Here is a 21,720-nt window from a genome sequence, read left to right on the forward strand (position 1 = left end):
CTCAAGAAGCCGCCAATGCTCTCAAATCTCTTGAGGCAGGCGGCTTTTACTTTTTCAGCCTAAGCCGTACCGTGGAATCTCTGCATCCTCGCATTCTTGTGTTCTATGATCGAACTGTTTTCAAAGTTCAATTAGTATAATGTGACTATTTATTTCATTGACATAAGAAAGTAATCATGCTAGATTTCATAGTAATTTAGTAGGAATAGTATACTTTTAAAGATTGAAGTAGGGGGAAAGGTCATGAGTTCATGGGTTGGTGCACGTAAAGCGAGGAACATATGGAGATTTTTTGGACTGCAGCCGGGAATCGCTTTGTTGAACAGGTTGTCTTTTCTCGGAAAGTTCACGCTGATCGGGATAGCGGTGCTGGTTCCTGTGCTTGTATTGGCCGGGCAATCCGCGGTAGAATCCCGAAGCTCGGTCGCGGTCACGAAGGTCCAGATTGAAGGGCTGAAGGCTGTTGAGATATCGGGCGGACTTTTGAGACTCCTGGAGAGGCATTCAATTTTGCAGGCGGGCACCTATGCAGGGATACCGGATAACGGAGAGCTAAAGAAGGTCGAAGCCGAGATTGACCGAACCATAGAATCCTTTAAGGCCAACCTGGCCGCATTCCCAACCGATGCTTCATTTCAGGAGAAATGGAATGCTTATCTGGACCAATGGAATACGCTCAAAACAGAAGGGCTCAACCTAAGACGCCTGGAAAGCCTCGATGTACATACGCAGCTGTTGACTCAGACGGTCGATCTGATAGACCTTCTGGGGCTGAAGTCGGAACTCTTGCTGGAGTCCGATCCGGGACTGTTCCTGATTAAAGAGGAGACACTCCGCAAGTTCCCTTCGTTCCTGCTCCAGCTCGGATTGTTTCAGGTGGATACGCTGACTGCGGCAACGCAGACCACAATCGACGATGTCGTCAAGAACACGATAGCCGCCGACTGGGATTCCGTGCAGAATGGATGGAAGAGTATTTATTCGCCGTCTGCGGGCCCAGCCGGGCAGGACACTTCGCTCAAGGCGGTGAGAGCCGCGGATGCGGGAACGCAGGAGAATGTTGCGCTTGCGCTCGATAAAGTGGAATCCGGCGTGCTGCTGCCGCTCAAGGTAGCGATGAATCAGGGAGAATGGCTGGAGCTGTCGGAGAATGCGCTGGACAGTTCTTTTGCGCAGTGGAATGAACGAATTCACTGGGTCAACGATAGATTGGAACGGCAGGTCCAGGATGGCAACCGGCAGGTCTTCTGGACTCAACTGATCGGAGGAGGGGCGATTCTGCTCTCTCTGTATTTATTCACGGCGCTTTACCGGTCGATTACCCGTGTAGTGACCGAGATTAGGCAGACAGCCTCCCGGATGGCCGGCGGGGATTTATCCGCCCGGTTTCACGTTGACACCAAAGATGAGCTAAAGGTTATAGCCGACAGCTTTAATCATATTGCCGAGTCGTTCAAGTCCGTTCTAACCGAAATCGGCCAGTCTTCGAGTCAATTGGCCTCCTCTGCCGAACAGTTGTCCTCCAGCGCCAAGCAAACCTCCAAAGCGTCCGGGCATATCGCGGGGATTACCGAGAAAATCGCCGACGGCGCCGGTCTCCAGGTGCTTAAGGTGGAAGAAAGCGTACATACCATTCATGAGGTCGCTGCACAAATTCAGGAAATCTCCGAGCGCGCAATATCGGTTGCGGAAACGACAACCACCGCCTCCATCAAATCGTCCAAAGGGGGAGATGCGGTTCGTACCGTCACTGAGCAGATGAAATCCATCAATGGCTCTGTCGACAGAGTAGGAAAGGTAATTGTCCGGCTGTCATCCATTTCTCAGGAAGTTGGAAAAATGAATGAGGTCATTACGCAATTGTCGCAGCAGACCCATCTATTATCGCTGAACGCCGCCATTGAAGCGGCCAGAGCCGGAGAGCACGGACGCGGCTTCTCGGTAGTCGCCGAGGAGGTGAAGAATCTGGCCGAGCAGTCGTCCCGGTCCGCCGAGCAGATCGCCGGCCTCATTCAGACCATTCGCTCCGATATCGGTCATGCGGCGCATTCTATGCAGGAGGCAACGAAGGAAGTGGATCTTGGCATGGAGCTTGTCCATACGGCGGGCAGCTTATTCACCGAGATCGAACATTATGTCGATGAGGTGAAGAGTCAGGTCGAGGAAGTATCAGCGGCCACTCAGCAAATCTCAGCCGGTACAGGGTATGTCGTGCAGGCCATTCAAGGCATCTCCGACGTAGCGCATACCACGGCCGCCGGAACCCAGGATGTCTCCGCCGCGGCCGAGCAGCAGCTGGCTTCAATGGAAGAGATGTCTTCCTCCTTCCATGCGGTAACTCATATGGCGGAAGGGATGCAGGTGCTTGTAAATCGCTTCCGGGTGTAGAAGCCGCTGAAGCAATCACTCCATGAGTTACGCTCCTGTTCTCGGATACCGAAAAAGCAGCAAGTCCCCCATAACCGGGGACTGCTGCTTTTTTTGTACGCTGCGGTTCAAGCGCTTTATCAGTGTGAAAATCCTTACTTCACAGCTACTTCAATGGACTCAATTGTTGTGAAAATTCGCGTGTAGACATTCTCAATATTGGTTTCGGTTGCTTTATCGTTGTATAACCCATAACCCCAATGTTGATATTCCTTGCCAAATTGAAAGTAGCCTGTGGCATAGTTATCCGATGCAAAATCAGGAGAATCATCGTAAGACATTTCGTTAATAAAAGGGAAATATGATTTCGTAGACTCTATAAAGAAAAAAGGAATACCTGCATTTTTATATACTGTTGCATATTTTTGATTTGCAGCTTCGGATAGATATTCTTTCATAATGAAAATGGCATCAAAGTCAGGTGAAAGATTTTGATCCTCTAATTGATTAAAAGTTATTTTTTTGAAGACCACATTTTTTTCTCTTATTTTCGGAGCATCTCCTATAACGCCAATAACTAAGCGTTTGCCTTCGTAGTGAGGTGTATCGATTGTATCAGAGTTACAACCCGCTAAAATAAAACAGATAAAAAGAAGGATCATTGAGATTTTATTCATATTGGGAACTCCTTTGGAAATATATGGTCATGCTTAATAGTATAATACTTTTTTTCTCTGAACAGCGGTTTCTTTGATAAAATGCCGGCGGAAATCGATTCTATCATCGCTGCGCCCAGTTCATTTTCAGTTCATATTGAGCGGGTAGTATGAAGGCAGAAGAGAAACAGAATGGTGGAGGATGAAACATGAAATTATTAGAGATCAAAGAAGTGAACAAATCTTACAAACTGGCGGGAAAAGAGAAAATAGCTGTTCTTAGCGGCGTTAATCTGAGTTTTAGCAGCGGTGAGTTCGTTTCCATTCTGGGAGAGTCGGGCTCGGGAAAGTCAACGCTCATGAATATTATCGGCGGCATGGATTCGGATTACGAAGGTGAAGTGATCGTACAGGGGAAATCGCTGAGATCCATGAAAGAGAAAGAAATCGATGCGTACCGAAAAAATAAAATCGGGTTTATTTTTCAGAGTTTCAACCTGATTCCCCATCTGACCGTGCTTGAAAATGTAACCATTGCGATGCAGATGATGGATAAAAGCGAGAAGGAAAGAAACCGGCGCGCGCTGGAAATTCTGGAGGAAGTGGGCTTGAAGGGGCATGTGAAGAAGCGGCCGAATCAGCTGTCCGGGGGGCAGAAGCAGCGTGTTGCCATTGCGCGGGCATTGGCGAACGATCCGGATATTATTTTGGCGGATGAACCGACAGGCGCGCTTGATCAAGAAACCAGTGAACAAATCCTAGACCTTCTTGATTCTATCGCGCAAAAGGGCGTTCTCATCATTACAGTGACGCATTCCCAAAGAGTGGCCGATTTCGGCAGCCGGATTGTGAGGGTAGAGGATGGGAGTATAAGGGAAGATCAGGCACTAAAAGAGCGTTATAATTCGGAAAAGAAATCGGTGGATAAAAAAGGGAAGAGTTTAAGCTTCCTGGCTTCTTTTAAACTGGCCATTCGAAATATGCAATTAAAAGCAAAAAGAAATCTGCTCGTCGCTTTGGGAGCGTCAATCGGTATATCCAGTGTCCTGTTGATGCTGTCGCTCGGGAATGGCGTAACCGGCTATATCAACGACCAAATCAATTCCAGTACGAATCCGCTTCTTATTGACGTGGTGAAGTCGGCAGGTGGGAACGTTAAGGCGCAGGGTGGCCCGCCCGCTGAGAGGTTGGTAGGAGATCTGTTTACCGAAGAAGATGTGGCGAAGATAAGCGGTATCAAAGATGTGAAGAGCGTGGAGAAAGCAACGACCATCAGAGAGAAATCCAACATGGTATATGGCAGTAAAAATTATGGGCTTCCGGCCTTGCAGACCGTTACGGATTCGGTTACGGAGAGCAATATCGAAGCGGGAACCCTTCCATCCGGGAATGAGGTAATGTTATCAACCGGTTTTGCACAGCGCTTAACCAATGAACAAGCATACGGCTCCTTCATAGGGAAATCCGTCAAATTATTTGTGAACGAAATGAGTTCAAGCAATCAGCCCGTTATTGTGGAAAAAGAACTTACCGTCTCGGGAATCTATAAGCAGGCGGACAGGGGGCCGGTTGGGGGAGCGGATGCTTATGTTGCTTACAGCACGCTTGAAGAAGCCTATAATCAGCAAAATATTAGTTTGAATCCGCTGCAGATTAATGCTTATGCCGCAGATGTGAATGACGTGGAACATATCAAATCGGATATCGAGAGCGCCGGATTTGTGACTTCTCCCACCACCAAACTTATGAAGCAGCTGACAACCTATATCAATCTGGCCTCGTGGCTGCTCGCCGCCATTGCCGGAATTTCCTTGCTGGTTTCCGGTATAATGATCCTGATCGTTCTGTATGTAAGCGTAGTGGAGCGTACAAGGGAGATTGGTATTTTACGGGCAATCGGCGCACGAAAGAAAGACATTCAGCGTATTTTCTTTTCTGAATCGGCCCTGATTGGCTTGTTGAGCGGCGGAATTGCCGTTGTGGGATCGGTGCTGATCAGCTTTGTGCTCAATATGATCCTTAACCGTGCATTTGGTGTCGAGTTGATTCAATTGACTCCGCAGTATATGCTTTTTGGAATAGGAATCAGCACCCTGATCAGTGTCGTGGCGGGACTGCTCCCGTCATCCAAAGCGGCCAAACTGGACCCTATGGAATCGCTGCGCTACGAATAGCATTTAGGAATCGGATGGATACTGCCGGGTTGGAGGGACATAAGGATGAATAAGATTTTGGTTGTAGATGATGAACCCCATATCCGTAAATTAATTAGGCTCTATTTGGAAAACAGCTCTTTCGATGTGATCGAGGCGGAGGACGGGCAGGAAGCGCTGGATTATGTGGCCCATACCAAAGTCGATTTAATGGTTGTAGACGTAATGATGCCTAATATTGACGGAATAGAGTTAACCGAAGCTATACGCGGCTACTTGGATATTCCGATTTTGATCGTATCGGCGAAGGGCGAATCGATGGATAAAGTCAGAGGATTCACAGCGGGGACGGATGATTATCTGGTCAAGCCTTTTGATCCGGTTGAGCTGGTTCTGCGCGTGAAATCTCTTCTGAAACGGTACAACATGACCGCAACCAAGGTTATTCAGCTGGATGCAATCACGATTGACCTTGAATTCTTAACGGTTGCTTCGGAGGCGAACACGGTACAGCTGAAAAAGAAAGAATGCGAGCTGTTATTTATGCTGGCAAGCTCACCTGGCCGCATATTTACACGGACACAACTAATCGAAAGTTTATGGGGGATGGATTACGAAGGGGATGAGCGAACGGTTGATGTCCATATCAAACGTCTACGCCAGCAAATGGAGCCATTCCCTTCCGTGCTCATAACGACGGTTAGAGGACTCGGATACCGAATGGAGCCTATGGAGCATGTTTAGAAAAAGCCTGCGGGCCCAAATCATTGCCATTTTTGTTGTCATCGTGTTCATCAGCCTGTTTATTGCGTTCGCGATCAGCCGGTTGTTTTCAATGAAAGAAGTGGCTGTTGAACAACCTTTCCTGAAGATAGCGGAGGATGCCGCTTCTCTCTGGAAGATAACCGCGCCGGAATACCGCGACCGGTTGCCGGATATTTTATCCCATTATCACGTGCAGGCTGGGGTCGTGGAGGAACGCGGCAATCTTCCCTTTTCATTGAGCGCCGAGGAGGCGTCTCCGCTTTTTGAAAAGGGATTGACGAAGCCTGTATTTTTGAATACGAAGGAAGGTCCGGTCCGTTTTATCGGTGTGCCGGATATCGATGGAGCCGGACATTCCATGATTCTTAAGGTGGACTTCAGCCGCTTTTTGGAGAGTATTCTTAGAGTATTGCTCATTGGTCTTATCAGTGTGCTGCTTGTTGGGATTTTGCTTATTTTGTTGACCTCGCGTTACTTGGTTGGACCAGTAAGCCGGTTGACGGGCGCGGCGCGGGAGATGGCCAAAGGAAACTTGGCCTTTCGTCTTGCGCACCGAAGGAAGGACGAGATCGGAACGTTGATGGACAGCTTTAATCATATGGCGAGCGAGCTTCAGAATATCGATAAAATACGTGAAGATTTCGTCATCAACGTATCCCATGAAATCCAGAGTCCCCTGACTTCGATCCGGGGATTTACTCGGGCGATGAGAGACGGGGTCATTCCGGCGGAACAGCAAAAAGAGCATCTGGATATTATTTATGAGGAGACTCTCCGCCTTTCAAGATTAAGCGAGAATCTGCTCCGTCTTGCTTCACTGGATTCGGAGCATCATCCCTTTCATCCTGTAACCTATCGATTGGACGAACAACTGCGCAGAGTTATTCTGGTGTCTGAGCCTTTATGGACTGAGAAGAAACTCGATGTGGAGCTGGATTTGCAGATTTGCAGTGTCACAGCGGACCGGGATTTACTTGAACAGGTATGGCAAAATCTGATTGCGAACGCGATTAAATACTCGGATGTGAACAGCCGGATTGAAGTACTGATGGATAAGGCTCCCGGGAGTGTCGATATTCATATTAAAAATACAGGCAAGGGAATCCCGGAGCGGGATCTTCCCTTTATATTTGAAAGATTTTATAGAGTGGATAAAGCCAGAACCCGTTCAAAGGGCGGAAATGGATTGGGTCTGTCCATTGTGAAGAAAATCATTGGACTTCATGGTTATAAAATAGAGGTCAAAAGTGAAGAAGGGAAGGAAACCTGTTTTACGGTTTCGATCCCTTTGTAGAGCTTCACTTATGTAATTCGGTTCATCGAACAAAAGCTGCCGAACCGCTCAATTTCATGAGCGCCGGCAGCTTTTTTTCTGACAGGTTACAGATCGTCGAACCCGTTGTCGTCGCCGACCTTGCCGTAGTTGCGGGATTTGGCCTCGAAGAAGTCGGTCTTCGTCGCGTTCAGCGCTTCATCGGAGAAGGGCTTGATCCAAGGCATGCAGTTCACGTCAACGCCCTCGTAGGCTTTGTCCAGCCCCATCAGGGTGAGGCGCTTGTTGGCGATAAATTTGATATAGTCGCTCAGTTCGTTAAGGTCGATGCCGCGAACCTCTTGCAGCGTGTAGTGCGCCCAGTTCGTTTCCAGTTCTACGGCCCGGTCGATCGTCCGGTACACATAGTCCATATTTTCCTTGGTGTCCAGCTCCGGGAAATCCGCCAGCAGCTGCTTGAACACTTCGGCGAAGAAATAGCAGTGCTGGTTCTCGTCGCGCTGAATGTAGGAGATCATCTGGCTGGTCGCCATCATTTTCTGGTCACGGGCCAGGTTGTAGAAGAAGGCGAAGGTGCTGTAGAAGAAAATCCCCTCCAGAATGAGATCGGCCACCAGCGCCTGGAAAAAGCTCTGTCTCGACGGGTTGTCGCGGAACTCCTGGTAAATCTCCGAGATGAACCGGTTGCGTTCCAGCAGGACGGGATCATGCTTCCAGTATTCAAATATCTCCTTCTGCTCACGGTCGGAAACGATCGAGGAGAGCACGTAGGAATACGACTGATTGTGCACGACCTCCTGCTGCCCGATAATCGCCGAGATGGCTTCCAGGGAGGAGTCGGTAAAATACCGCTTCACGTCGCCGACGAACATCGTCTGCATCGAATCGAGCACGGCGAGCAGGGAGATGTTGATCTTGAACACGCGCTGCTCCTCCGCTTCCAGCAGCGGAAACTGCTGGGCGTCCTTGGACATCGGAATTTCATCGGCGATCCAGTGATTCAGCAGCAGCACCTTGTACAGCTTGTACATATGTGGCATGCGGATATCGTTCCAGTTCAGAATGCCGGAGCATTCGCCTTCAATAATGCGGGTGGATTGGTTTGGGGCTTCGGTGTTGAATATGTTTTGCAGCTGCATGGCTGTCACTCCTCTGTTCTCTTGAGCAAAATGATCGGATATCAGGTGATGGCCGCAACTTCCGGTGAATGTTTGGGCTTCCGATCGCTGTTGTCTCCAGATTTTTCGATTATTCCGCTCTAAGCGGATAAAATCCGGAGACAAAGGCGAACGCTAACGCTTCTCCAGCTCCAAACTTCCCCTTCGTTGCTTCACACCCATATCTTTGGCAAGCAAATCAATGACAAACGAAGCAGCGGATCAACTCGCGCAGGACTCGCACTCCTCTATCGTCAATGCCCGGCTGCGCACGTAATAGGTCGATTTCAGACCGCCCTTCCAGGCGTTCAGATGCAGATCCAGGAACTCGGTCGCCTTAATGTCCGGACGCACGTACAGGTTGAAGCTTTGGCCCTGGTCGACATGGCGCTGGCGGGCCGAGGCCATGCGGATCGACCAGTTCTGATCGATCAGGAACGCCGTTTTGTAGTACCAGATCGTCTTCTCGGACAGGTCGGGCGCCGGGTTGGCGATTTTGTATGTCGTCTTCTCCTCGTAGGAGAGAAGGTCATAGAGCGGGTCGATGCTGGCCGTCGAGCCGGCGATGATCGACGTCGAGCCGTTCGGCGCGATCGCGAACATCCAGGCATTGCGGACGCCGTCCCTCGCGACCTCTTCTTTCAGAGCGCGCCACTGCTCGGCCGTGACGAATTTGCCTTCGCGCTCGCCGCTGATGTAGCCGCGTAATTCGAAGTACGCGCCCGTCTCCCAGTCGGAGCCGGCGAACTTCGGATAGCGCCCCTTCTCGCGGGCCAGCTCCATGCTGGAGCGGACGAGCAGATAGTTGATATGCTCGTACAGATGGTCGTTGTACTCCACGGCTTCCTCGGACTCCCAGCGGATACCTTCCAGCGCGAGCAGATGATGCAGGCCGAAGGTGCCGAGGCCGACGGCGCGGTACTGGCTGTTCGTATACTGCGCCTGAAGCACTTCGATATTGTTAATGTCGATGACGTTGTCCAGCATGCGAACCTGAATCGGAATAAGGCGCTCCAGCACTCCAGCCGGAACGGCCCGGGCGAGATGGATCGAGTTCAGGTTGCAGACTACGAAGTCGCCGGGGATTTTGGAAATGACGATCCGGGTCTGGCCGTCCTTCGTCACAAGCTCCTCGTGCTCGACTACAGTCGGGGATTGATTTTGCATAATTTCCGTGCACAGGTTGGACGAGAAGACCATGCCCTTATGACGGTTCGGATTCGCGCGGTTAACGGTGTCGCGGTAGAACATGTACGGCGTTCCGGTCTCAAGCTGCGATTTCATAATTCGCTTCATAATGTCGATGGCCGGAACGGTGATGCGGGTCAGCTCCGGATGGGCGGACGCTTCGGCATATTTCTCACGGAAGGTCCCTTGCCCGAACTCCTCGTCGTAGAAGTCTTCAAGGCCAAGGGCGCGGCCGTTCCCGTCCTTCCAGCCCATCACCTTCTTCACTTCATGCGGGCAGAACAGATTCCACTGCTCCCGTGCTTCCATGGTTTCCATGAACAGGTCCGGCAGGCAGACGCCGTGGAAGACGTCATGGGCGCGCATGCGCTCGTCGCCGTTGTTGAGCTTGAGATCCAGGAAGGCGAGGATGTCCTTGTGAAATACGTCGAGATAAACGGCGATTGCGCCCTTGCGGGTGCCGAGCTGATCGACGCTGACGGCGGTATTGTTCAGTTGGCGAATCCACGGGATGACGCCGGAGCTTGTGTTCTTGTGGCCGCGGATGTCCGAGCCGCGGGCGCGCACCTTGCCAAGGTAGACGCCGATGCCGCCGCCCATTTTGCTCAGACGGGCAACGTCCGTATTGGAATCAAAGATGCCTTCCAGCGAGTCGTCGACGGTGTCGATGAAGCAGCTGGACAGCTGGCCCGCGACTTTTTTTCCCGCGTTGGACATCGTCGGGGTGGCGGCCGTCATATAGATGTTGCTCATTGCCCAGTAGGCTTCCTTCGCGAGCTCCAGGCGCTTCTCCGCAGGCTCTTGATGCATCAGGTACATGGCGATGATCATGTAGCGCTCCTGCGGAAGCTCCATCACGCGCCCGTCAAAATCGCGGGCCAGGTACCGGTCGGACAGCGTCAGCAGCCCGATGTAATCGAACAGCAGGTCGCGCGAAGGGTCGATGCAGGTTCCCAGCTCCTCGATCTGCTCTTTCGTATAGGCGGTCAGCAGTTCCTCGCGGTACACGCCTTTTTTGACGAGACCCTCAATCAGCGGATACAACGCGCCGTATGGCTCGTCCGGGTATGCTTTGTATCGGCGGTTTACCGCCGCCTTTTTGTAAAGGGAGGTCAGCAGGGAGCGGGCGGCAGCAAATTTCCAATCCGGTTCTTCCTTGGACACCAGCTCCAGAGCGCTCATCGTAAAAGCGCTGCTGATCTCCTCGCCGCTGACCTCGTCCCGGCGCAGCTTGGCATTCACGCCGCGCAGCAGACTCTCCTTGCTCAGGTTGTCCAGGCCGTTTAAGACCCGGTCGGCATAAACGGAAAGACGTATTTCATCAAAGGCAAGCTGGCGGTTGTCGGGTTTTACTACGAGTTGAGGCATTCGGATCGCTTCCTTTCACGGCATAAAATTTTTATGGGATGAAGGTTATAGGGCATGAATGAATAAGGGACATAAGTAAGTATGAATGCGGCCTTTTACAGATAACCGCAGCGTGTATATATAATTTTCAATATCAAAAATTGATATATTTAAGCGCATGGAAGGGCCCGGACCGGGCCTATAAACCGGAATTCCTCCCGTTTATAAGCCCTTGAACGAGCATTGCACTGAGTTGAACGGGAAATCCTCCATCATAATTTGCCGTTTCCGTCCAAATGGGGAGAAAACGGGCAAATAAGCTGGAGAATTTCCGTCTAAATAACTCAAAGGCATCTATATGATAAAAATAATCGGGAGAAATTCCCGCATATCTACTGTAGAAGGGTTCGAGCAAGAGAAGGGCCCGAGCAAGGTCAAAAAGGGTCCAAGCAGGGTCCAAGCAGGGTCCAATCAAGGTCCAAGCAGGGTCCAATCAAGGTCCAAGCAAGGTCCAAGCAAACAGGGATCTGGCTCAATTTGTGCCTCAGCCCATTCGTTTATCCCGGTTCAACTTCCGCCGCCAACCCGCCGCGAGTTCTCGCAATCGCATGGCCGCTTCCGAGGCCCGGCTTACAGCATTACCGGCTGCCACAGCACGGCCTCCGCGCCGGCAAGGCTGGCCTGAATATCGATAATCCGCTGGTTGGAGCTGCCTCGGAACCGGAGGGTGGTGTCCTTCAGGGCTTCCTCGAATCGCCCGTCAATCAGCACCTGGCACAGCGACAGCAGCTTCCATTCGGGTGATCCCGGCATGGCCGCCAGCTCTTCGTAAGTGTAGCCGGTGTAGATCCAGACCGGGAACTCCGGCAGTGTTCCGCGCACCTCGCCAATGAATTCCGCAACTTCCTCCGCGGAGAAAAAAGGGTCGCCGCCCGCCAGCGTCAGACCGCTCAGCAGCGGGTTGGCCGCCATGTCGCCGATGATCTGCCGCCTGCGTCCCGGTGTGAAAGGTTCGCCATACCCGAAATTCCAGGTTTCGGGATTGAAGCAGCCGGGGCAGCGGTGACGGCAGCCGCTGACGAAGACAACTGCCCGCAGACCGTCGCCTTCGTTAATGGACTCCGGGTAGTAGCCGCAAATATTCATAGATGCTTGACCCGGTCCCTGACCTCGGCCTGCTTGGCCGCGTTGAAGCGGGTCTGGTAATCCCCGGTCAGGTAGCCCGTAACCCGGCGCAGACGGCGGATATGCACCCGCTCTTCATGCGCGCCGCAGGAAGGGCAGTTCGTGCCGATCACGCCCTCGTAGCCGCAGCCGGAGCAGCGGTCGACGGGATGGTTGATGCTGAAATAGCTGATATTTTGCTCCAGGGCGTAACGGATGATTTGGACAAAAGCCGCCGGGTTGCTGCGCGCATTGCCGTCCAGCTCGACGTAGGAGATCGCGCCGGCATTGCAGTGATCATGGAACGCTGCTTCCAGTTTGATCTTGTTTGCCGCGCCCGTTGGATAATAGACCGGAACATGGAACGAGTTCGTATAATACTCGCGGTCGGTAACGCCTTCGATTGCGCCGAATTCCTTGCGGTCGATCTTGGTGAACTTACCGGACAGTCCTTCCGCCGGAGTGGCGAACAGGGTAATGTTCAGGTCCAGCTCGTCGCTCTTGCGGTCGCAGAATTCGCGCATATGCCGCACGATGGCGAGCGCCTTGTCATACACCTCGGCATCCTCGGCGTGATGCTTGCCGTACATCGCCTTCATGCATTCGGCCATGCCGATGAAGCCGAGCGACAGGCTGCCGTGCTTCAGCAGTTCGCTCACCTGGTCCTCGGGCTCTAGCAGTTCCCCGCCTTCCCATACCCCTTCGCGCATCATGAAGTCAGACGCTTTGGCCTTTTGCGCCGCCTGGATGCGGAAGCGGTGGAGAAGACCCTCCAGGGCGATTTCCATATAATGATCCAGATCATCGTAAAAGCCTTCCTCATCCGCCGCTTGCCGCAGACCCGTTGCGGTTCCGTATTGGATGCCAAGCCGGACAAGGTTCAATGTATTGAAAGACAGATTGCCTTTGCCGGAGCAGTAATTGCGTCCGAAGCGGTCGCCGAGCACCCGGGTGCGGCAGCCCATCGTCGCGAATTCGGTATCCGGGTTTGCCGGATCGTAATACATCAGATTCAGCGGGGCGTCCAGATTCGCAAAATTCGGGTACAGCCGCCGCGCCGAGCATTCCGCTGCCTTCAGGAACAGCGCGTAGTTGGGTTCGCCCGGCTGCTGGTTCACGCCTTTTTTACATTTAAAGATCTGAATTGGGAACACCGGCGTTTCCCCGCTGCCCAGACCATTCATCGTAGCCGTCAGCAGGGAGTCGATTACAAGCTGTCCCTCGGGCGAGGTGCAGGTGCCGTAATTGATGCTGGTAAAAGGAATTTGTCCCCCCGCTCTGGAGGACATCGTGTTCAGGTTATGTATCAGACTCTCGGATGCTTGAAGCGTTTCGCTCTGCGTCTCCTTCAGCGCGTAGCGGAAGGCCTTCGGATAACGTTCCTTCAGATCGGTCCGGCTCATTGTGATTTCCCCGAGGTCCTCGCCGGCTTGTCCTTCTTCAAAATAATCCAGGCCCTTGCGGAACAGCTTGGCGAAAGACTTGGCCACATAAGGGGCGAGATCATGATCGAGCTTACTTCCCGATACGCCGCCGTATTGGGCGTTTTGTTGGGATTGAAAAATAATCGCCGTAAGCGCCATGGCCGTCATAATGGAGTTCGGAGGCCGCACACTACCGTTGCCGGTGTTGAAGCCCTGCCGGAGCAGTTTGTCAAACGGGATGAAAATGCAGTTCGTCGTTCCGATGGCGTATTGGTCCAGATCATGCACGTATACGACGTTTTCCTTGATCGCCTGCATAAGCTGGGGCGGCATCGTGAAGCTGCGGGCATACCATTTGGAATACTCGCTGCCGAATTTGCTCATCTTGCCGGAGAAGCTTTCCCCGTTCAGATTGGCATTCTCCCTCAGCAGATCCATGTCCCGGCTGTCGATAATATCGCGCCCCAGACCGATAACTTCCTCCAACAGAACTTCGTTTGCGCTTTGGCCGCTTGTTTGCCGTTTCTCCAGCAGCGTCATTGTGCAGCTCTCCTCTCCATAACGTCCCTGTCCTAAAACTCTGATTATCCTTGTGTTCAAAAAAAACTTGCATTCCAAAAAGGCATTTCCTGCCCAAGAACGCAGGAAATGCCACTATGCTCGCCAGGCCCGTATAACCAAGCCCGGTCAATATAAAAAACTACATAGCGGACACCCCTCCTGTTCCTCGCAGGCACTCTTATGAATGGTGTCGCTGGAAACAGGCAGGTCTCCTGGCTTCCGTCTGTTCTTCCGGCGCCTTCCCGGGAGCGGATTCCTTGCGCTCTCAGTGGCCTTGTGCCGGAAGATGCCGCCCGCGTCCTCGCCTGAGGCGGGGCATCCGGTTACAGTGGCGGGACCGCAGCGGATTCGCACCGCGCTTCCCTATTAAGCTATGACTTCTCGTTAGAGAGTCAAGCACCTGATTCCACTATATTTTGTTGTCGTTTATTTAAGATAACCCAATATGTTGTATCTGTAAACATATTTTTTGAGTTTTTGATATCCACAGAACATCCACAAACCGTCCACAGGTAATCCACAAATTCATCCACAAACTGACCCTTCAAGAGTCACAAACGAGAGGGGATATGGCATCGTTTGAATCCGGATTTGCTGTGAGGTGCCACAAACAAAACCTGATAGGCCCTCCGGCTATGAACGAATGAGAGGACGATTTGTAGCCCGGCTCTCCAGTTGCTACAATATAGGAAAGCTGTATAGGGATGTTTCCGCAATGCAGCATGGAGAGGGAGGTTATTCAAATGACTATCGCCGAAATCACCGTAATTCCGATCGGAACCGGCAGCACCAGTCTCAGCAGTTATGTCGCCGGGATGCAGCGCGCGCTGGAGAGCGTGGAGGGCATAACCTTTGAGCTTACATCCATGGGCACTATTATTGAAGGCCCGCTGCCGCGCATTCTGGCTGCGGTCGAAGTCCTGCACGAAACGCCGTTCGCGGCCGGCGCCCAGCGCGTGTCCACTGCGCTCAAAATCGACGACCGGCGCGACAAAGAGGCCAGCAGTAAGCAGAAGCTGGAGTCGGTGGAGCGCAAGCTGCACGAAGAGTAGGAGCAGACGGACTGCCGGGGCGGCATGATTGCCGCTCTGGGCAGAGGCAGATTGGGCGGCAGGGACAGCAACATACGGTTTGAGCCGAACGGAGTGTGCAGCGGCGAACCGCTTTCCCGCCCGGTTTGTTAGGGGTATCCTCCCAAAGCAATGGCGACAATTTCTTGCAACAAACCGGTCTAAAAAAGAGTTGCTTTTTTCACCAAACGAGGTATAATAGTTTCTGTTGTGACGGAAAATTAAGTATATGCTGGTGTAGCTCAGGGGTAGAGCAACGCACTCGTAATGCGTAGGCCGGGGGTTCAATTCCCTTCACCAGCATCCTAAAAAGCTTGATTTGACGCGGTTCTCGGGTGTACGGGGACCGCGTTATTTTTTGTTGTAAAAGGATACTCTTTTTCGCATTGAGTCTGTTCTTTAAGCTTACTTCTTTAAATGATACGGCACCGTCGTTACGACCACATTTCTCCGGTACAACAGGTGGGTGCGAATGAGCAGACCGGATTGATTGTGGAGGATGTTGTGCCAGCCCTTTTTCGGAATGAACTGCGGGATGATCACCGTAACCTGGTAATTCGACTCGCTTGCCTTATTCTGAACGGTGTCGATAAATTTAATCAGCGGTTGAATGATGCTCCGGTAGGGCGAGTACAGGGTTACCAATCGGATATCGGGCTGCCACTTGGCCCATTTTTCTTCAAATTCGGCTTCTTCCTCCCGCTCAAAAGGAACATTGACGGCAATGATCTGGTGCGCCGAAAGTGTTTTGGCATAGTTCAGCGATTTCTCCACGACATGCGTAATGCCGGCCACAGGCAGAATGATGACATTTCCTTCGATCGGCACGGACGGCTCGCAGGTAGTGAGCCTCAGCTGGTCCGCTGCGGCTTCATAATGCTTCCGAATCCTGTAGAAGAGGTAGACGATCAGCGGCAGAAACACAAGTACTGTCCATACCTGGGTAAATTTGGTAAGTAAGAACATCAGGGTAACGACGAAGCTGATTGCGGCGCCGGTTGCGTTAATGAGGAGCTTCGTCAGCCATCCGGCCGGCTTTTCCCGCAGCCACTTGACGATCATCCCCGACTGGGAAAGAGTAAACGGGATAAATACGCCGACGGCATACAGGGGAATGAGCTGTTCGGTCTGTCCTTCAAATACAAGGATCAGCAGGATGGACAAAATCCCCAGAATAATGATTCCGTTGGAGTACCCGAGCCGGTCTCCCCGAACCGTGAACATTCTTGGAATGAACTTGTCTTTAGCGAGATTGACCGCAAGCAGCGGAAATGCCGAGTATCCGGTATTGGCGGCCAGAATCAAGATGAGCGCGGTTGTCACCTGGATAAAAAAGTACATAAAGCTCCGTCCGAACGTCAACTCGGCGATTTGGGAGACTACCGTAACTTCTTCATTTGGACTGAGCCCGTAATAATAAGCCAAAACAACAATTCCCGAAAACAGCAAAGCCAGCAGCAGCCCCATTGCGGCCAGCGTTTTGGCGGCGTTGCTCGGAGCGGGATCTTTAAAGTTGGGTATGGCGTTCGAAATGGCCTCTACACCGGTCAAAGCCGAGCTTCCGGAAGCAAAAGCCCTTAATAGCAGGAATAAGCTGATTCCGGCCACCGGAGTGCCGATCGGCGTATGCAGGGCCGGAGAGACTTGACCGGTCACGATGTCATACAAGCCTACCCCGATGAGAATAAACAAGGCCAACACGAATAAATAAACGGGATAGGCCAATATCGAGGCCGATTCCGTTACGCCCCTTAAATTCAGGGTTGTAATGATCAATACAAACCCGATTGCAATGATTACATTATAGTTATGCAGGTTGGGAAAAGCCGAGGTAATGGCATCCGTGCCGGCGGATACACTTACGGCGACCGTCAGAATGTAATCCACCAATAACGATCCCCCGGCGAGCAGCCCCGGGTATTTCCCCAAATTGTTCTTGGATACGACATAGGCCCCTCCCCCGTGAGGATAGGCAAAAATAATCTGCCGATAAGACATAATGAGAGCGGTCAGCAAAATCAGGACGCCGACGGCTATGGGAATCGAATACCAATACGCTGCAGCGCCTACGGTGATGAGGACGATCAATATTTGCTCGGGACCATAGGCCACAGACGATAGCGCGTCTGAGGAAAGAATAGCCAGAGCTTTGGTTTTGCTCAGCTTTTGTTCCCCTAATTCTGTGGATTTCAGAGGTCGACCAATAAGAAATCTCTTTAAGTATGTTAGCAATGACTTCACCGCCCGTAATGATTTACTGGTAATTTACCCGCCTTATGAAGAGATGATGCAACTCCTTTTAGTTTTAGATATCAAACTCTTCCCGGCCAGACGGCAGCGGCTCACCGAAGTCGACCAGAACGCCGATCTACAGCACGTCCTCAAAGATGCCGATGGCCGCGGCTCTGCCAATGCGGTTGCCTAAGCTGCTGGGGTGGCCCGGCGGGGAATCCCGTGTACCCGCCCGATACATCGGTTGGAAACGGTTTATGGGGAGATTATTACGTCGGTCCAAACTTTGAAAAGTACTTTCTGGGCAAAACGGTTCCCAAAATCGATTATAACTGGATGAAGGGAACGCCGGTGGGCAATTACAGCATGTCCATCAAGTGGGCAGGATACCTCCGTGCCAGATACACTGAAGATTATACGCTGTACACGAAAGCCTCGGACGGCGTAAAGCTGTATCTGGACAACAAACTCCTTCTGGATGACTGGACGGTGCACAGCACGCAGGAGCATTCCGTGACCATCCGTCTGGAGGCCTGAAAATATTATTTCATTGAGCTGCATTATTTCAACGGAGGCGATCCTGAGGCTGCCGTAAGCCTTTCGTGGTCCAGCTCCAGCCAGCCGAAGGAAGTCATTCCGCAGTCTCAATTGTATACAGGGTAGTCTTCAAGCCGCCAAAGGCGGTTTTTTAATTTTGCAAAAAGATACATAGGCTCTCGGTAGCTGCCCAGTACCTATCTTAAGCGGCCTTAATACAATGATGTGATGTCGCACAAATCACAAGGAGGATGCTACGAATGCTGAAGAAACGGCCTGCTGTAAAGAAGAGAACAACATCTACTAGACAGAGACATGTGCATGAATTTGAAGGCAGCACCAAGCTGGCGGAAGAAGGCGCAGACCGGCACAATCACCGGTTTGCAGGCGTTACAGGACAAGCGATTCGGTCGGGAAGCAGTCATGTCCATGAAATTGATCTGGAAAAAACGGATTTTCTGGACCATTTTCACAATCTGAAAAAGATCAGAACGGGACCGGCTATTCCGGTCGGAAACGGCAAACACGTACACTTTGTAACCGGCCGGACGACGTTGAACGATGGTCATACCCATCCATTTAATTTCGCGACCTTGATTGAATCGCCCCTTGTATAAATGAACCTGTCTATGTAATAAGCAAAACGGATGTGGCCGGAGAGCGGCGGCGAGATGAAGCAAAAATGACATCGCCGCCGCTTTTTCCATCCATTGTTGTATGCATACTTTAACGCTTGCCCATTATAAACTTCTTGTTATTACATCAATGTATAACTGGCAAAATAAGAGCCTACTTTTGAAGTAGGCTCTTATTTTGAACGATTTGACTAGAAAGTTTTAAGAACAATGACCAAGAGGATATAAAGCACCAAAATTACGGTTGTAGAAGTAAACATTTTTCCATAGCCTGCGCAGTCGCTCATTACTTTACCTCCTTTTGTTTTCTTAGACTAATGTATGCATCGTTTTGATTAGTGGTAGTGTTATCGCCTAACCAATGCTTGGATTTCTTTTCTTCACAGTTTTCCGGTCGAGCATTTTAGACAAACAGCCCGGCTCCCGCTAAAGCGGGAGCCGGGCTGTTAGGGTGATGTCATAAGGAGAATACGGCTATTGAATTAGCTTCACCGAGCCGCCCCGCAGCTGGACTTTGCCGCCGACCGAATAGAACGACAGGCGTTCGAGAGGTTTCTCCGGAAAGATCAGGCTGGTGATGGAGGCCAGGCCGTCATTGGCAAAAATCTCGACCGAGGAAGCGTCAATCAGCACGCGGATATCCTTGAGTTGGCCCAGTTCCTCTGTCGTCTGCGGCAGCGGGAACATTGTCGAGAAGCCGGTGTCCCCGGATTGCTCTCTCCGTAGAGAGAGGGTCCGCTCATCGGCAGAGTAAGAGATCACGGTCCGGTCGGTGCCGGTATGATGAATGATGATGCCGAACTCCTTGCCTTCCAGCCGCTCCAGATGAATGGTCAGATCGGCGCAGTCCGCCTCGGCTTTGAACTCGAACTCTTTCCCCGCGGACAGGAGAAGGTCGGGCAGAGCAACCGATTCAGTAAACTGGAGGTCCAGCTCTTTAACCGGGTGCTGGTGCAGCAGCGCGTGGCCTTCTGACGTCCGGAGCGACAAGGCGCGGGGAATGGTCATGGAGCCCCGCCAGCCCGAACTCGGAATCTGATTCGCGTACCGCCAGTTGTTCATCCAGGCAACATAGATTCTTCTTCCGTCTTCCTCCGGAATATCCGAGAAGCTGACGCCCGCATAGTTGTCTTTGCCGTAGTCGAGCCACCGGATGTCGCTGTGCTCCGGCGTAAAGACGCTTCCGTCAAAGGAGCCGACAAAATACTGCGTGCGGGAGCCGTGCTCAAGCTCCGCGTTGTCGCCGACGCTGACGAGCAGCACCCACTTGCGCTCCTCAGTCCCCTGGACCGCAAGCTCGAACAAATCCGGGCACTCCCACACGCCTTCATGCGAACCCGCTCCGTCGCCAAACTCGCTCTCGAACGTCCAATCGATCAGGTTGGGAGAAGAATACAGGGAAATGGTCTGGCCCGTAGCCAGAGCCATAATCCATTTTGCGTACGGCTCGGACCAGAAGACCTTCGGATCGCGGAAATCCGGATTGCTCGGATACGTCAGAACGGGATTTCCTTCGTATTTGATCCAGGTTCTTCCGTTGTCTTGGCTGTATGCCAGGCTTTGGCTTTGCACAGTGGGAGACGTTTCGCTTCCGCCCAAATGGCTGGTGTAAATGGCCACGATACCCGGCTGCTCCGGGAAAAAGCCGGAAGTATTGTTCCAATCGACAACGGCGCTGCCGGAAAAGATCGTTCCGTTATCATCCGGATACAAGGCGATATCGAGTTCTTCCCAGGTGGTCAAATCTTTGCTGACGGCATGCCCCCAGTGCATCGGTCCCCAAACTGAAGAATAGGGATGATACTGATAGAACAGGTGATACTCTCCATCCAAATAAACAAGTCCGTTCGGATCATTAATCCAGTTTTGCTTGGGAGAAAAATGCAGCACGGGCCTTTGATTGGCTGTTTTTAAAATTCCCACTCCATCTACCGCCTTTACTTTTATTGTTCGTACTTTACATTTGACAATATGATTAATTTACAATTTAGCAAACTTCCTTTGGAAATGTCAACAAAAATGTAAAGGTGTAATTGTTCATTTGTAAAATATCCATTGTGAATAGCGCTGGAATGCTATATATTAAATAATTAAGAAGGGTGCTATAAACAAAGGTGGAACAACATTCATGAGGAAACCGAAAGTTACCATTCAACACATCGCCGATTCTTTGGGAATATCCAGAAACACGGCCTCCAAGGCGCTTAACGGTGTTGTAAGCATTCCGGCAGAAACCAGGAACAAGGTGCTCAGGAAGGCGGCCGAGCTTAAGTATAAACAATTCGCTTATATGGAGATAGACACGGCGGGCCACGTTCCCGAAAGCCAGGGCAATATCGCTCTTCTGACCTCCAATCTTCCGAACAGCTCTCATTTTGGTTCCCAACTGATCAGCGGGCTGGAGAAAAGGATCAGCGCCGAGGGCTACACCTTGTCGATTTATTTTATCCGCGAGAACGAAAAGGGCGGTTTGGCTCTGCCCGGCAACTTTGAAGCTTCGAATGTGGACGGCATCATCTGTATTGAGATGTTCAACAAGGAATACAGCGAGCTGATCACCGGCCTCGGCATTCCGGCCATCTTTGTGGATTGCGCATCTGATATTTTCCACCCGGAACTGAAAGCGGATCTGGTACTGATGGAAAATGAGCACAGCGTGTATTCCCTGACCCGGGAATTGATCGGTCACGGATACCTGAGCTTCGGATTTGTAGGCGATTACAACCACTGCAAAAGCTTCAATGAGCGGTGGGCTGGATTCAACAAGGCTTTGAACGAATCCGGAATCAAGCCGGACCCTTCTTACTGCATCGTGGAACCGGACCGGAACTTTTTTCTGGAAGGCGATTGGATGAAACGGAAGCTGGACGCGATGAAAGAATGGCCCTCCGTCTTTATTTGCGCCAATGATTTTATTGCGATAAGCGTCATGAGGTCCCTGAAAAACAAAGGGATCAAGGTGCCGGAAGAGGTTGCGGTATGCGGATTTGACGATTCTTCGGAGTCGCGTGTCGTCGAGCCGCCCCTTACGACGGTGCATATTTACAGCAATCATATGGGCATTATTTCGGCCGAGATGTTATTATCAAGAATGAAAGATCCATCAAGGCCCTACCAAGTCACTCATGTGGGCACGGACCTGGTATTCAGAGGCTCCACGCCCGCACTGAACTAAATCCTACATATGAGGT

17 protein-coding genes, 1 tRNA gene and 1 riboswitch are annotated in these 21,720 nt (G+C 51.5%); of the genes, 10 read left to right on the forward strand and 8 right to left on the reverse strand.

The features are described from left to right. Positions 1-243: 243 nt before the first annotated feature. The gene (locus PUR_RS02160; protein WP_179033822.1) at positions 244-2,388 is read left to right on the forward strand and encodes a methyl-accepting chemotaxis protein; all 2,145 of its coding nucleotides are present in this window, start codon (positions 244-246) and stop codon (positions 2,386-2,388) included. A 134-nt stretch (positions 2,389-2,522) separates the two neighbouring features. On the opposite strand, the gene PUR_RS02165 is transcribed toward PUR_RS02160, so the two are convergent. Next, positions 2,523-3,044, reverse strand: coding sequence for a hypothetical protein (locus tag PUR_RS02165; protein WP_179033823.1), 522 nt, complete (start codon positions 3,042-3,044; stop codon positions 2,523-2,525). A 188-nt stretch (positions 3,045-3,232) separates the two neighbouring features. On the opposite strand from PUR_RS02165, the gene PUR_RS02170 reads away from it, so the two are divergent. From PUR_RS02170 to PUR_RS02180, 3 genes are read left to right on the forward strand one after another with little or no spacing between them, the layout of a single operon-like run. After that, positions 3,233-5,197: an ABC transporter ATP-binding protein/permease gene (locus PUR_RS02170; RefSeq protein WP_179033824.1), complete on the forward strand. Its 1,965-nt coding sequence runs from the start codon at positions 3,233-3,235 to the stop codon at positions 5,195-5,197. Between the two features lie 45 nt (positions 5,198-5,242). Then, on the forward strand, positions 5,243-5,920 hold the full coding sequence (locus PUR_RS02175; protein WP_179033825.1) for a response regulator transcription factor: 678 nt from the start codon (positions 5,243-5,245) through the stop codon (positions 5,918-5,920). After that, positions 5,913-7,235 (forward strand): sensor histidine kinase, encoded by a 1,323-nt coding sequence (locus tag PUR_RS02180; RefSeq protein WP_179033826.1) that lies wholly within the window; start codon positions 5,913-5,915, stop codon positions 7,233-7,235. The genes PUR_RS02175 and PUR_RS02180 overlap by 8 nt, the downstream gene beginning before the upstream one ends. 86 nt (positions 7,236-7,321) lie before the next feature. On the opposite strand, the gene PUR_RS02185 is transcribed toward PUR_RS02180, so the two are convergent. The 4 genes from PUR_RS02185 to PUR_RS02200 form a co-directional block, all read right to left on the reverse strand. Then, positions 7,322-8,353, reverse strand: a complete 1,032-nt coding sequence (locus tag PUR_RS02185; protein WP_179033827.1) for a ribonucleotide-diphosphate reductase subunit beta — start codon at positions 8,351-8,353, stop codon at positions 7,322-7,324. 240 nt (positions 8,354-8,593) lie between these two features. Then, entirely contained in the window at positions 8,594-10,927 is a 2,334-nt protein-coding gene (locus tag PUR_RS02190; RefSeq protein ID WP_179033828.1) for a ribonucleoside-diphosphate reductase subunit alpha, read from the reverse strand. Positions 10,928-11,536: 609 nt separating this feature from the next. After that, entirely contained in the window at positions 11,537-12,052 is a 516-nt protein-coding gene (nrdG, locus tag PUR_RS02195; protein ID WP_179033829.1) for an anaerobic ribonucleoside-triphosphate reductase activating protein, read from the reverse strand. Continuing rightward, a complete protein-coding gene (locus PUR_RS02200; protein WP_179033830.1) occupies positions 12,049-14,034 on the reverse strand; it encodes an anaerobic ribonucleoside triphosphate reductase in 1,986 nt (661 codons plus the stop codon). Before PUR_RS02200 ends, nrdG begins: the two co-directional genes overlap by 4 nt. A gap of 206 nt (positions 14,035-14,240) precedes the next feature. Continuing rightward, positions 14,241-14,474, reverse strand: a riboswitch (cobalamin riboswitch). A 324-nt stretch (positions 14,475-14,798) separates the two neighbouring features. Here PUR_RS02200 and PUR_RS02205 point away from each other — a divergent pair. Both PUR_RS02205 and PUR_RS02210 read left to right on the forward strand, forming a co-directional pair. Next, the gene (locus tag PUR_RS02205) at positions 14,799-15,107 is read left to right on the forward strand and encodes an MTH1187 family thiamine-binding protein (protein ID WP_179033831.1); all 309 of its coding nucleotides are present in this window, start codon (positions 14,799-14,801) and stop codon (positions 15,105-15,107) included. Positions 15,108-15,356: 249 nt separating this feature from the next. Continuing rightward, positions 15,357-15,428 (forward strand) — tRNA-Thr (locus PUR_RS02210). Between the two features lie 102 nt (positions 15,429-15,530). Here PUR_RS02210 and PUR_RS02215 read toward each other — a convergent pair. Then, positions 15,531-17,357, reverse strand: a complete 1,827-nt coding sequence (locus PUR_RS02215; protein WP_179033832.1) for an APC family permease — start codon at positions 17,355-17,357, stop codon at positions 15,531-15,533. Here PUR_RS02215 and PUR_RS02220 point away from each other — a divergent pair. The 3 genes from PUR_RS02220 (at position 17,275) to PUR_RS02230 (ending at position 18,511) form a co-directional block, all read left to right on the forward strand. Then, positions 17,275-17,550 carry a hypothetical protein gene (locus PUR_RS02220; RefSeq protein WP_179033483.1) on the forward strand — a complete coding sequence of 92 codons (276 nt, stop codon included), beginning with the start codon at positions 17,275-17,277 and terminating at the stop codon, positions 17,548-17,550. The two genes, PUR_RS02215 and PUR_RS02220, sit on opposite strands and share 83 nt — an antisense overlap. 29 nt (positions 17,551-17,579) lie before the next feature. After that, positions 17,580-17,894 (forward strand): PA14 domain-containing protein, encoded by a 315-nt coding sequence (locus PUR_RS02225; protein WP_179033833.1) that lies wholly within the window; start codon positions 17,580-17,582, stop codon positions 17,892-17,894. A 260-nt stretch (positions 17,895-18,154) separates the two neighbouring features. Further along, positions 18,155-18,511: a YmaF family protein gene (locus PUR_RS02230; RefSeq protein WP_179033834.1), complete on the forward strand. Its 357-nt coding sequence runs from the start codon at positions 18,155-18,157 to the stop codon at positions 18,509-18,511. A gap of 209 nt (positions 18,512-18,720) precedes the next feature. Here PUR_RS02230 and PUR_RS25905 read toward each other — a convergent pair whose 3' ends face one another. Both PUR_RS25905 and PUR_RS02235 read right to left on the reverse strand, forming a co-directional pair. Next, complete coding sequence (locus tag PUR_RS25905) at positions 18,721-18,816, reverse strand: YjcZ family sporulation protein (protein ID WP_232101681.1); 96 nt, start codon at positions 18,814-18,816, stop codon at positions 18,721-18,723. 187 nt (positions 18,817-19,003) lie between these two features. Further along, positions 19,004-20,452 carry a glycoside hydrolase family 32 protein gene (locus tag PUR_RS02235; protein WP_179033835.1) on the reverse strand — a complete coding sequence of 483 codons (1,449 nt, stop codon included), beginning with the start codon at positions 20,450-20,452 and terminating at the stop codon, positions 19,004-19,006. A gap of 205 nt (positions 20,453-20,657) precedes the next feature. Between PUR_RS02235 and PUR_RS02240 the strand changes: the two genes are divergently transcribed. Then, the gene (locus tag PUR_RS02240; protein WP_179033836.1) at positions 20,658-21,704 is read left to right on the forward strand and encodes a LacI family DNA-binding transcriptional regulator; all 1,047 of its coding nucleotides are present in this window, start codon (positions 20,658-20,660) and stop codon (positions 21,702-21,704) included. Positions 21,705-21,720 lie beyond the last annotated feature (16 nt).

The organism is Paenibacillus sp. URB8-2, assembly GCF_013393385.1.
Classification (GTDB): domain Bacteria; phylum Bacillota; class Bacilli; order Paenibacillales; family Paenibacillaceae; genus Paenibacillus_AQ.